Here is a 12,665-nt window from a genome sequence, read left to right on the forward strand (position 1 = left end):
TGTGGTTAGTTGTACACGTACTTCATACCGTCGCCCTGGGTAGCTTCCAGGCCTTCGGTCAGACCGGTGAGCCAGGTGTCCAGATCGGCTTTGCGCAGTTCGCTGTCGGCGCTGAGCTTCCAGACGGGATCGTTGGCGCCCTGGTAGTAGACCACGTGCCAGCCCTGCTGGCCGGAGTTGGTGTTCTCAATGAGGGTGACGTCGCCGGGCTGGCGGGTCTCCTCGCCAAACAGCCAGCTGTCAAAGATGGTGAATTTGCCCTTGTAGACCTGCTCATACAGGCCGCCGTTGTCCTTAGAGCCGGGATCCTCAGAGTTAGCCTCGGCCAGAGTGCCGAAGGACTCGGCGGTCTTGTCACCGGCGTTCCACTCATCCAGCAGGGACTGAGCCTTCGCCTTGGCTGCGTCCAGAGCCTCCTGAGAGGGGACGGTGGCCTCATTTACATCGGTAGTGGCGGGGTCGTCCTCCTGGGTCAGCTCGGCCTTGATGAGGATGTGACGGATATCGGCGGTGGGAGTGTCGTCCTGATAACGATCCTGGAAGAGCACCACATAGTAGCCGGTATCGTACTCCACCACGCCCACATCGCCGGTGGTGCGGGAGGCATCCAGCAGCCACTCGCCGTAGGTGCGGCTGGCGACGCTGGCGCCGAGAAGGCCGGTGCTCAGGGAGTAGTCGGGATCGCTCTCATACTTTTCCTTGCTGCTCTCGGAGACATAGTTGGGAGCCAGTTCGGCAAAAGCAGACTCCTTGTCCTCGGCGGCCTTCACAGCGGCGGCAAACTCGTCGGCCTTGGCCTTGGCGGCCTGCATGGCGGCGGCGGACTCCTCCTCAGTGGGTTCCACGGTGTTGCCCGCCTCGTCGGTGCCGCTGGGAGCGGTGCCATCGATCTGGATGGCCCGGAAGGTGAAGCTGTCCAGATCGTCCTTGTGCTCGTCATAGTAGGTCTGAATGGTGTCGTCGGTGATGTCCAGACCGTCCATATAGACGTTCTTATAGCTGGAGACCAGCACATCCCGGCGCACACAGTTCTCGTAAGCGCCCTCAGTCATATATTTGCCATAGCTGCGCTTCAAAAAGCCCTCAAAGCTACCGGCGCCCGACTGGGAGGCGTAGCTTTTCTGATAGGCCATAATATTCTCCACCATGGTCTGATCGGCTTCGGTAAAGGTATAGCCGGCCTTTTCCGCCGCATTCTCTACCGCAGCGGCCTCTTTCAGACTTTTAATGGCTTGCTCCATGAAGTAATCATAGTAGGTCTGAGTCTTTTCCTCGTCTACATACTGCTCCCGCAGATCAGTCTGGGGATCAAAGGAGGTACCGCTGGAGTAGGCGTTGCTCATGGCTGCGCGGAAGTAATATTCCACGTCGTTGACATTATAGTTCCGCCCGTCCACGGTGAGAGCGGTGGCGCCGCGCTGGAAGATACCGGAGTGCCAAACCAGCAGGATGACCACCAGAATGGCGATGATCACGCCGATGGCGGTATACAATACCGTTTTCTGCTTGGCGGCCTTCTGCTCCCGGAGCTCAGCCCGCTGCTTCTGGGTCAATCCCTGCTCGGGATCGCTCCGGCGCTGCTTTTTTTCTCTGGATGCGCTCATTTGTTGCTTCAGTCCTCTCGTCAATGTTCCTGCCGTCGGCAGGGTGGCTGTACATCCAAATCTGTATAGACAAGCCTGTATTATACAGGAAAAGGGCCTGTCTTTCAAGTCTAAAAACCAGTTTTACACTTTGTTCAGATTTGCGGATATAAGAAAACCCCACGAAACCACAGTTTCGTGGGGGCCCCGCTCTGGCCGTGCGGATCCATTTAAAACCTGCACGAAATGGCAGGTGGGTCGCCTCCATGGTGTTTCGTTGCTTCCAACTTCCAGCTGTCCCTCGAAGGGGCGCCGGGAGGCCTGCAGTCCGCACCATGAGGGGGGCGTCCCGTTTCAGAAATGTGGGTTTAAATAAAACCCGTCACGCACCGAGCAGGAATCAGGTTCAGGAATGTTCCTCGTCCTCGTCAGCGAAGAGAGCTTCCATAAACTGCTGATAGACCAGTTCCAGCTCCTCGTCGCTGTCCAGGGTGGAGAGCTGATCCTCGCCGTCCACCTGAACTACCTTCAGAATGATGAGGCCGTTTTCTTCATCGTCCAGATCAACCTCTTCCACGCCGCCGTCCTGTTCCTCGCCCTGGATGGCGGGGAAAAAGGCCATGTAGGTGTGGCCGTTGTAGTCCAGGGTATCGACGTGCTCCAACTCAAACTCATTGCCCTCTTCATCGGTGACGGTGATAAAATCGGGACCAAATTCTTCACTCATAGATGGCACCATACCTTCCTCAGTGTCGTCTCTATTGTAGCTTGTAGCGGAGCAAAATGCAAGAGCAGGACAGGCTAAAATTTTTTTGAATCACGGAATGGATACAAAAAAGCCGGGAAAGAGGGTGGACAACAGGTGAGAACGTGATATAATAGCATCGATTCTCTGTAAGCTTTAGTTGTAGATGGCAGGAGCAAAAGCCTGCTTACCCAATACGGAGGTGTCATTTTTGCCGTCAAGATCCAATCAAAGTCCCCGGCCGCCCAGGCGCCGGAATGAAAAGCCCTACAGTCCCGGAAAGCACATCCTGGGGATCGCGGGCAAGGTCTTGGGGACCTTCCTGCTGGTCATGCTGATCACCGGGATCATCCTCTTCTGCTTTGCCATGGTCTATATCAAAACGGTCATCCTGCCCCAGGCTCATCTGGATGCCAATTTTGATATGAACCTAACCAGCAACATCTATTATATGAATCCCGAGACGGGCGAATACGAGGAACATCTTTCCCTTCATGGTACAGAGAACCGGAAGAAGGTGACCTACGATCAGATCCCGGAGAACCTGGTCAACGCCACCATCGCCATCGAGGATGAGCGATTCCTGAAGCACAACGGCGTGGACTGGAAACGTACCCTCAACGGCGTGCTGCTCATGTTTACCGGAAAGGATATCCAGGGCGGTTCCACCATCACCCAGCAGCTCATCAAGAACGCCACCCAGTACGATGACGTCACCGTCAAGCGAAAGATCCTGGAGATCTTTACCGCTTTGGACTTTGACGCCACCTATTCCAAAGAACAGATCATGGAGTGGTATCTGAACCTCATCTATTTGGGAGACAACTGTTACGGTGTAGCCACCGCCGCCGAAAACTACTTCGGCAAGGATGTATCTCAGCTGAGCCTGGCCGAGTGTGCCAGCCTCATCAGCATCACCAATAACCCCACACTTTATGGTCCAAACTCCAATATTCGCATCACCAATGAGGAGACCGGGGATGTCACCACCGGCCGGGAGCGCAATAAGCAGCGCCAGGAACTGGTGCTTTGGAAGATGCTGGACCTGGGCATGATCTCTCAGGAGGAGTATGACCAGGCTGTGGCGGAGGAACTGGTGTTCACCCGCAGCGAAGATGAAAAGAAGCCCAGTACCATTTACAACTGGTACGATGAACAGGTCATCACCGATGTGATCAACGATCTGGTGAAAGAATTCGGCTACTCTGAGCAGCTGGCGGAGAACATGGTGTACTCCGGCGGCCTGAAGATCTACGCCTGTGTGGACACCCGTATCCAGTCCATTGTGGAGTCGGTATACTATGACCAGAGCAGTTTGAAGCTCCCCTCCAAGAAAGGACAGGATATTCAGTCCTCCATTGTGATCATTGACCCCCAGGGCAACGTGGTAGGCCTGGCGGGCGCCCTGGGAGAAAAGACTGCCAACCGTGTGCTCAACATGGCCAGCGGCACCGTCCGTCAGCCTGGTTCGTCCATCAAGCCCCTGTCGGTCTATGCGCCCGCCATTGAGCTGGGTATGATCACCCCGGCCTCGGTCTATGCCGATGAACCGGTGCGGGTACTCAATGGAAAGAACTGGCCCCTGAATAATCCCCAGACCTACCGGGGCAACATTACCGTGAATACCGCCGTGGAGGTGTCCTCCAACCCTGTGGCGGTGCGTATCCTGGAGGAGATGGGTGCTGAGACGTCCTTCGACTTTGTGGAGCAGAAGTTCCACATCAATCTGGAGGAGTCCTATCTCAGTAACGGTGAGGTCAAGAACGACTATGGCTCCAGCCAGCTGGCCCTGGGTGGTCTGACCCACGGTGTCAGCGTTATGGATATGGCGGCCGCTTACTCGGTGTTTCCCCGGGACGGAGTATATGTCGAGCCCCGCACCTATACCAAGGTCACCCGTGAGGTAAACGGGGTGGAAGAGGTGCTGCTGGACCATACTGATATCCAAAGCGAGGCAATCCTCTCCACTAAAACCACCTATTATATGAATCAGATGCTCAAGAATGTGGTGAGCAATGGTACCGGTACCGCCGCCCGTATCTCGGGCATGACGGTAGCCGGTAAGACCGGTTCCACCACCGCCAACAATGACCGCTGGTTTGTGGGCTACACACCCTACTACACTGCGGCGGTATGGGTGGGATACAAGACCCCTGAACGCATTTACGCCAGCAACAACCCTGCCGCGGTGCTGTGGCAGAAGGTTATGAGTCAGGTCCACCAGGGCCTGGACAACAAGAACTTTACCCAGGCCAGCGGGCTGACTCCCGTACAGATCTGTAAAGACAGCGGCTTGCGGGCCACCGAGGCCTGCCTCAGCGATCCCAGAGGGGATCGGGTCTTCCAGATGTATCTCTTCTCGGAGGATGTTCCCGTGGAGAACTGCGACAAGCACACCATGGTGGACGTCTGCACGGAATCTCCCATTCTGGGCGCTGACGGCAATCCCATCGAGGGGCTGTATCATCTGGCTGGAGAGCATTGCCCCCGTGAGGCCAACGAGGCGCTGGGGATTGCCGCAGGTACAGTGAAATCCATCGGCGTGCTTATCAGCGATGATAGCGGCAGCCAGTATACCAAGGCATATCTGGAGTCTCAGGGCAGCTGCACCGTCCACACTTCCGCGCCAAAGCCGCCGGAGCCTGATGCTTACGATCCCTCCACCTTCCGGCTGGAGGATCAGTCCACCTGGCCAACCCAGGAGCAGTGGCCCGGCTTTGATCCTACCAACCCGGCCACCTATCCCACGGTTCCTCCGGAGCCTACGGACACAGGCGGGTCCGGAGGAGAGACAACAGAGCCTGGTGTGACCCCGTCGCCGGCACCATCGCCGGGGGAGACGCCGCCGGAGGAACCCTACGTTCCTGCCGGGTAACCGGAACAACCTGAAACAGGAGGGGCCGCCTCAAAGGCGCGCCCCTCCTGTTTGCGTTTTGCTCCGGCTCATCATAAAATCGTAAGAAGTATAAAGAAAAGGGTTCAACCCATTGGGCTGCAATGGTATTGAAGGCACAGTTTGTATCACTGTGGCAAAAAAGGAATATAGAGTAAAAAGATTCTTCCTCTTTCTCTGGACGGAACTTGAAAAATCTGATACACTGAAGCCAAATTACAGCAGGAGGGAACAATATGCTGATCCAACAAGTGGTCGCATTTTTATTGGCCGGGGCGTTGATGACCGGCGGCTCTTCCGGAACCACCATTCAGGATGTGGCGCAGGACCATTGGTCCTACCCCTATGTGTCCTACATGGTGGAGCACGATGTGATGTATATCACCAAGACAGGAAATTTCCTCGGGGAGGTCCAGATCAACCGGGGTGACTTTGTGCTCAGCCTGTGGCGGGCGGCGGGGAGCCCCGCCGGAGCGTCCCCCAATTTTACAGATGTACGCCCGGAGGACTCATGCTATCAGGCGGTGGGCTGGGCGGTGGAACAGGGGGTCTCGCAGGGGACCTCTGAGACCACCTTCTCCCCTGCGGCATCCCTGGACCGGGAACAGGCCTTTACGTTCCTGTGGCGGGCGCTGCCGCTGTTCGGTGTGGAGCAGCGGGATGGACTGTCAGGGGGATTGGCAGATTTCCAGGATGTGGACAGCGTAAGCGGCTGGGCTTTGGCAGCCATCGGGGATCTGTACGCCCGGGGCATCGTCAGCGGCACCGGGGACGGACTTCTTGCTCCCCATCAGCTGGTGACCCGCAGTGAGACCGCCACGCTTCTCTATAAGACGCTGGATCTGGCTGGAAAGATCGACGGAAAGGGGGGCGATACCCCTACGATCTCTACAGCAGTGCCGGAGGACGAGTGGGCCTGGTTTGACGATGCGGTCTTTGTGGGTGACTCGGTATCCCTGAAACTGACCGGATATGTGACCAAGACGCGCCAGAGCGATCCGGACTACCTGGGCAAGGCCCAGTTCCTCACGGCCGGAAGTCTGGGCAGCGGCAACGCTCTTTGGGAGGTAAGCGACGAGTCGGTCCATCCACTCTACCAGGGCACCAAGATGCGGCTGGAGGATTCCATCCATGCCTGCGGCGCCAAAAAGCTCTATATCCTGTTGGGTATGAATGACGTTGGAATGTACGGTGTGGACGGTTCGGTGGCGAATATGGAGACGCTGCTCAAGCTTATCAAGGAAAAGACTCCCGATCTGGAGATTTTTGTCCAGTCGGCAACTCCCATCCACAAAGGCAACGAGAAAAAAGTGCTCAACAACGCCAACCTGCGGCTGTACAATGAGAAGCTGAAGGAGATGTGCGACCGCAACGGCTACTACTATGTGGACATCGCCTCGGTGCTCACTGATGAGGAGGGCTATCTGCCCTCGGCCTATTGCAGTGACGCCTCCGGCATGGGTATGCACTTTACCGATGAAGCCTGCCGGATCTGGGTTGATTATTTGAAACAGGACGCAGCCGCCCGGCAGGGCGGCTGACCGGACGGAAAACAGTGCGGTAAAAACCGCGGAAAGGTGATCATATGAGTCAGAAAGTACGCAGCGTACTGCTGCTGGCATTGGCGGCCGTGATGGCCATTGGCGCCGCCGGCTGCGGCGGCGGGACAAAGACCGCCGATATGGACGTATCAAAGGTGATGGAGGCCATGCTGGAGAAGGCTCCTATTGAGGGCGGTATTCAACTGAGCCAGGATGATATGCTCAACTTCTACGGCATCCAGGGCGAGGATATGGAGGCCTTTGCCGCCAACCTCGCGGCGGATGGTATCACCGCCAAGGAGATCGTTCTTGTGAAGGCCAAGGATGAGGACAGCGCCAAGACGGTGGAGAGCAAGCTGCAGAGCCGGCTGGACGCCCGCCGCAATGAGTTTAACAACTATCTGCCCGACCAGTATGCCATTGTGGAAAAGAGCGAGGTCAAACGGGACGGCGTCTATGTGCGGCTCATTATCTCTCCCCAGCAGGACGAGCTGGTGGAGCTGTACAACAGCTATCTGAAGGGCTGATTTCCAAAAAATAAGAACGGCTCCGCTGCAGCGGAGCCGTTCTTTTCTTATTTCTTTTTCTGAGCGATATCGCGGAGTCGTTCGTGATCTTCCAGCAGGGCCTGAGAGGCCAGATCGAAGGCTGCAGCGTCTTCGTAGCGGTTGACCAGTTCGCTCTCCTGCAGGTCGCTGTAATCCTTTTCCTTGCCATGGTAGACCAGCTTGAGCAGGATGGGGGTGAGGATGGTGGTTGCAATGACCATCAGCACCACGGGGCCAAAGAAGTTGTCGTTCATCAGCCCTGCAGCGATACCGTTGTTGGCCACGATCAGGGCGACCTCACCACGGGAGATCATACCTACGCCGATGCGGAGGGCGTCCTGACCGGAGTAGCGGCACAGTCTGGCGCCCAGTCCACAGCCCACCACCTTGGAGGCCACGGCCAGCAGGATCAGCAGGACGGAGAACAGGATGATGGAGGCGCTCATTTTGGGCAGCACCACCTTCAAGCCGAGGCTGGCAAAGAAGATGGGGGAAAGCAGTGTGTAGGACAGGGTATCGAACCGATCCTGCAAGTAGGCCACACGAGGGGTTTTGGCAAAAATCAGGCCGGCAATGTAAGCGCCGGTGATGTCGGCCACACCGAATACTTCCTCGGCAAAATAGGCGTATAGCAGGCAAAAGGCAAAGGAGATGACCACAAACCGGCGCTTATCCCGGTCGTATCGCCTGAACCACCACTCTACCGTCCGATGAAGCACGATCCACACCACCACGCTGATGGCAAAAAAGGCCATGATCTTCAGCAGAACCATCAGCACGTTGGCGCCGGTGCCGGACATACTGGTGATGATGGTGAGGGCTACGATACCCAGCACGTCGTCGATGATGGCGGCTCCCAGGATGGCGTTGCCGGAGCGAGTGGACAGTTTTCCGATCTCCTTCAGGGTCTCCACTGTGATGCTGACGGAGGTGGCGGTCAGAATGACGCCGATAAAGACGTTCTGCAGAAAGGCTTCTGTCCCGGAGTTAAAGAAGCAGGCCAGCGCGAAGCCGCCTGCCAGCGGAACCAACACGCCGATGAGGGCAATGATAAAGGCGGATGCGCCTGCCTTTTTCAGCTCACCCAGGTCGGTTTCCAGACCGGCGTTGAACATGAGAACGATGACGCCCAGTTCGGCCAGCTGGTCCATCAGCGTGGTTTCCTGCAGTACGCCCAGCATGGCCGGGCCCAATAGCAGTCCCGCCAACAGGGCGCCGACGACCTGGGGCAATGCAAAGCGTTTCGTGACGATCCCAAGGACCTTGGTGCTCAGCAGGATGACCGCAATTTCAAACAGAAAATGATAACTCGTATCTACCACTCCTCTCCAATATGGCTAAAATGCACTATAAATAGTAGTTTGGTTTGGTTAAAAAGTCAACTGTCAACCTGGATAGAATTTTAGCCCTCCACCCCGGTACATCCTGAAAAATAAACAAGAAAAATTTTTAGCGGGAACTGTCTAAAACAGTTCCCGCCAGGAATGTAAATGGATGGGTTATGAGGGGGACCCGGATGAGGAAAAGCGCTGAGCCACCCGACGGAATTCATCTTCCAGCAAAAAGCTGATACGAGCGGCTAACTCAGAGGGTTCCTCTTTCATGTCGTCGGCCAGCCAGCCCAGCATGGTACCGGCCAAGGCATACATATAAAAATCCATGAGAAATTCCCGATCCCGCTCCGATAGAACAAGACCCTCAGCGGCGGCGTCCAGAAGCCGGGTGGTCAGGGCACGGGACATGGTAAAGAACTGGCAGTCCAGATGCTCCCGGCCGCTGGAGCGGTAGATATGATAGATGATGACGTGGTTTTCCTGTATGTAACGAAAGGTCGTCATCAGAGCCTCCTGCCAGGAGGTGCAGGGCTGCAGAACTTCAGCGGTCTCATGCTCCAGAGACCAGTGGAGCAGGTCATAGATATCCTGGAAATGATAATAGAAGGTCTGCCGGTTGACTTCACAGTCCTCCACGATCTCCTTGACGGTAATGTCATCCAGAAACTTCTTCTGCAGCAGACGCCGCAGAGAATTGGCGAGCGCAAGTTTGGTGCTGGGAGTCAATGGGCACACCTCCTCTCGTGAAAGCCGGCTCTGTCGGCTCGGCCATGGTGTAACAAGCACAACCTGCCTTTTGCAGCGCAAAGGGCAGATGCATAAAATGCACAGCCGCACATCTGCGGCTTTGCGCTTATTATACCACAGCGGTATAAAGAATTGCAATCCTGTCCAAAGTATGGTATGATTTGCCCCGTTAACCGGGAACATCAAAGGAGAGAGAAACATGACCATTGATTATCGTCCCAGGGGCGTCTGCTCCAATCGAATGGTGGTGGATGTGGAGAACGGCGTGATCCGCTCCCTCCAGGTCCAGGGCGGTTGCAACGGCAACCTTCAGGGAATCTCCCGTCTGGTGGAGGGCATGAAGGTGGAGGAGGCCATCCGTCGGCTGGAGGGCATCCGCTGCGGGTTTAAAGCCACCTCCTGTCCGGACCAGCTGGCCCAGGCGCTGAAGCAGACGGCACAGGCGTAAACAGAAAAAGATGGGACGTGCGTCAGCACGTCCCATCTTTTTTGTCAATGATGGTTCACCCTCAGGCAGCGGGCTTTTCGGCGGTCAGGGCGCCGAAGTTGGACAGAACCTGAGCAAACTCTACACGGGTCAGCTGGCCGGTGGGCATCAGCTGGCCGGTCTCGTTGCCGGTCATAATACCAGTATAGTAGCAGAAGGTCATGCCGTCCAGAGACTCGGCGGGGATGGAGGCGTAGTCGGGGGCCTTCTCCATGGAGCCGTCGGCGTCGGGAGCCTTGATGCCCTTGTAGTCGGCATAGGCGGCGATCAGGTCGGCGATCTCAGCGCGGGTGATGGTCCGATCCTCGCCGAAGGTGGTGCCCTTAAACAGACCCACGGAAGCGGCCCAGTTGATGCTGTCGGAGTACCACTTGCCCTCGGTATCGGTGACGGTGGCCTTTTCCACAGCGGGAGCGCCCTCCATGTTGTAGAGCACCTGATATACGGTGGCGCGGCTCACCAGGCCGAAGGGAGTAAAGCTGAAGCCGTTGGTGGTGCTCATCATGTCGTTGTTCACCACATAGCGGACAGCCTCGCCATACCAGGAGGAGAAGTCGGCGTCGGCATACAGAACGGTGATGCGGCCATCGCCTCTGGGATTGGCGTACTGCTCGCCTACCACGCCGCCCAGCTCGTCCTTGATGTAGTTGATGAGGACCTCGTTGTCCACCATGACCTCATCCTTCAGGATCTTCACGTTGTCAGCGCCGAACATGGCGTAGCCGTCGCCGCCGGACTTGAGCATATAGTTGTGGGAGGCCAGGGTATAGGTGGCCTTGGGATCGATGGCGGTGTACTTACCGGTCTCGTTGTCCAGGACCTGTACGTCCTTGACCCGGCGGTCGCCGGCCACCTTCACGAAGTTACCGGCGTCGTCCAGCTCCACGGAGGTGGGGATGGAGGTGTCCACGGTGTACTTGATGCCGGAGACCTGCAGGAAGCCGCCGCTCTCAGACACACCGGCCTGCATGGAGCCCAGCTCCAGAGCGTCCAGGATCTGCTGGCCGGAGACCTCCACCAGGCAGGCCAGGTTGCCGAAGGGATGGACAGCGATGATGTTGCCGTAGGTGATGTTGCCGGCGGCAATGTTGTCGCGGACGCCGCCGCCGTTGACAAAGCCGATGTCAGCGCCCAGCAGCACGCGGTAAGCGTCGGCACACAGGTCGCCCAGGTTGGTCTCGGCGGAGCGGACGGCACGATCGCCGGTGTAGGGATCTTTGATGGTCAGATCCACGGAGGAGGTAGCGACGATCTCTTCCGACTTGGCTTTATACTCAGCCTGAATACCATCAATGAAGGTCTTGGCGGAGGTGTAGGCCTGAGAGGTGGTGGGCACATCGGCCAGAGCCACCAGCTCGGTGGTCATGGTGCCGTCGGGAGCGATGACCAGCTTGCCCACGGACTCAGCCTTGGTGCCGGTCTGGCTCAGGAGCACGTCTTTACCGTCGGCGTTCTTCACGGTCTTGGAGGGCTCGGTGGTGTGGGAGTGGCCGTCCAGCACCACGTCGATACCGGTGGTTTTGGCAATGACCTCGGTGGACATCCAGGGAGAACTCTGGGCGTCCTCACCCAGGTGGGCCAGGGCCACCACATACTCGGCGCCGGCCTTGCGGGCAGCATCCACGGTGTCCTGGACCTGGTCATAGAGGGCCTTGCCGTCCTTATCCTGGCAGAAGCCGTAGATGTACTCGCCCTTGTCGTTCTGGAAGTAGGCGGGGGCGGATTTGGTCAGGGTCTCGGGGGTGGAGATGCCCACATAGGCCACATCCACATCGCCGTAGGTGACCATGGTGTAGGGCTCCAGTACGGTCTTGCCGTCAGCCCCCACAAAGTTGCAGCTGACATAGGTGTACTCAGCCTGGTTCTTGGCGATGTCCAGGAAGGTATCCATGCCGAAATCAAACTCATGGTTGCCGGGGATGGCAATGTCGTAGCCCACGTTGTTCATGATGTCCACGATCCAGCTGCCCTTGGACAGGGAACCCAGGATGCCGCCCTGAATGGCGTCGCCGCTGTCCACCAGGGTGACGTTGTCGGCGCCGTATTTGGCTTCCATCTCGGCCTTGTAGGCGGCGATGGCGGCATAGGACATACCGTCGTCGCTGGTGCAGTGGACATCGTTGGTGTACAGCACCACAATGCCGTCATCCGCGGCAGCGGTGGTCTCTCCCGCTGCGGCCATGGCTGGGATGCAGAAGCTGCTGGCCATGGACAGAGACAGGAACAGAGACAGGAACTTGCGTGTGTGTTTTCTCATGAAACATTCCACCTTTCCTTCCGGGCCCTGCCGGAGGGGGCTTTACAGGCCGGCTGGATGGAGCCTGAACGCATCCCCGGCACAAAAAACTTTCTCCGGGCATGGGCAATTCGGATATTATAATGGTAACAAAACGGAAACAAAAATACAAGAGGGCCCGGTGTAGAAAGCAGGTAAATTTTATATGCTTTTGGTAAAACAGCTGGCAAACAGAAGAAAAAACCAAGTCCCCGGAGGCACGCTCCGGGGACTTGGTTGTATAAAGAAAACCACTCGCTAGGCGAGTGGTAGCAAAAAGCCTATGGCGATGAAAATGATAAAAAACTCCCTTTGCTATAATAAAAGTGCGGTCTGCCAACTGCACAAAGAATAGCAAAGGGAGGACATTCAGATGGGACTGAATGATATTAATAGTTTATCTCATACACGATGGAATTGCAAATATCATATTGTATTTGCGCCGAAGTACCGCAGGAAGGTATTTTACAGAGAAAAGAAAGCGGCAATAGGAAAAATACTGCGGCAGTTGT

At 56.7% G+C, this 12,665-nt stretch carries 10 protein-coding genes and 1 other RNA gene; 5 read left to right on the forward strand and 6 right to left on the reverse strand.

The window, feature by feature from the left end:
- Nucleotides 1-5 precede the first annotated feature (5 nt).
- The 3 genes from WHJ28_RS10560 to WHJ28_RS10570 form a co-directional block, all read right to left on the reverse strand.
- A complete protein-coding gene (locus WHJ28_RS10560; RefSeq protein WP_340042085.1) occupies nt 6-1,604 on the reverse strand; it encodes a peptidylprolyl isomerase in 1,599 nt (532 codons plus the stop codon).
- 179 nt (nt 1,605-1,783) lie between these two features.
- Nucleotides 1,784-1,986: non-coding RNA, 6S RNA (gene ssrS, locus WHJ28_RS10565), on the reverse strand.
- A 3-nt stretch (nt 1,987-1,989) separates the two neighbouring features.
- Nucleotides 1,990-2,310, reverse strand: coding sequence for a DUF1292 domain-containing protein (locus tag WHJ28_RS10570; protein ID WP_340042086.1), 321 nt, complete (start codon nt 2,308-2,310; stop codon nt 1,990-1,992).
- A gap of 229 nt (nt 2,311-2,539) precedes the next feature.
- On the opposite strand from WHJ28_RS10570, the gene WHJ28_RS10575 reads away from it, so the two are divergent.
- The 3 genes from WHJ28_RS10575 to WHJ28_RS10585 all read left to right on the forward strand — a co-directional run bounded on the left by WHJ28_RS10575 (nt 2,540) and on the right by WHJ28_RS10585 (nt 7,289).
- A complete protein-coding gene (locus WHJ28_RS10575) occupies nt 2,540-5,203 on the forward strand; it encodes a transglycosylase domain-containing protein (protein WP_340042087.1) in 2,664 nt (887 codons plus the stop codon).
- Nucleotides 5,204-5,457: 254 nt separating this feature from the next.
- Nucleotides 5,458-6,762 (forward strand): S-layer homology domain-containing protein, encoded by a 1,305-nt coding sequence (locus tag WHJ28_RS10580; RefSeq protein WP_340042088.1) that lies wholly within the window; start codon nt 5,458-5,460, stop codon nt 6,760-6,762.
- Between the two features lie 44 nt (nt 6,763-6,806).
- Nucleotides 6,807-7,289, forward strand: coding sequence for a DUF4358 domain-containing protein (locus tag WHJ28_RS10585; protein WP_340042089.1), 483 nt, complete (start codon nt 6,807-6,809; stop codon nt 7,287-7,289).
- 47 nt (nt 7,290-7,336) lie between these two features.
- On the opposite strand, the gene WHJ28_RS10590 is transcribed toward WHJ28_RS10585, so the two are convergent.
- On the reverse strand, nt 7,337-8,632 hold the full coding sequence (locus WHJ28_RS10590; protein ID WP_340042090.1) for a cation:proton antiporter: 1,296 nt from the start codon (nt 8,630-8,632) through the stop codon (nt 7,337-7,339).
- Nucleotides 8,633-8,809: 177 nt separating this feature from the next.
- Complete coding sequence (locus tag WHJ28_RS10595; protein ID WP_425461128.1) at nt 8,810-9,379, reverse strand: TetR/AcrR family transcriptional regulator; 570 nt, start codon at nt 9,377-9,379, stop codon at nt 8,810-8,812.
- 211 nt (nt 9,380-9,590) lie between these two features.
- Here WHJ28_RS10595 and WHJ28_RS10600 point away from each other — a divergent pair, with 211 nt between their 5' ends.
- Entirely contained in the window at nt 9,591-9,839 is a 249-nt protein-coding gene (locus tag WHJ28_RS10600; protein WP_340042092.1) for a TIGR03905 family TSCPD domain-containing protein, read from the forward strand.
- Nucleotides 9,840-9,900: 61 nt separating this feature from the next.
- On the opposite strand, the gene WHJ28_RS10605 is transcribed toward WHJ28_RS10600, so the two are convergent.
- On the reverse strand, nt 9,901-12,135 hold the full coding sequence (locus WHJ28_RS10605) for a bifunctional metallophosphatase/5'-nucleotidase (protein ID WP_340042093.1): 2,235 nt from the start codon (nt 12,133-12,135) through the stop codon (nt 9,901-9,903).
- Between the two features lie 391 nt (nt 12,136-12,526).
- Here WHJ28_RS10605 and WHJ28_RS10610 point away from each other — a divergent pair.
- A partial coding sequence (locus tag WHJ28_RS10610) for a transposase (protein WP_340042098.1) occupies nt 12,527-12,665 on the forward strand: 139 nt, incomplete at its 3' end.

It is taken from the genome of Flavonifractor porci (assembly GCF_037572415.1).
Taxonomy (GTDB): Bacteria; Bacillota; Clostridia; order Oscillospirales; family Oscillospiraceae; genus Flavonifractor; species Flavonifractor porci.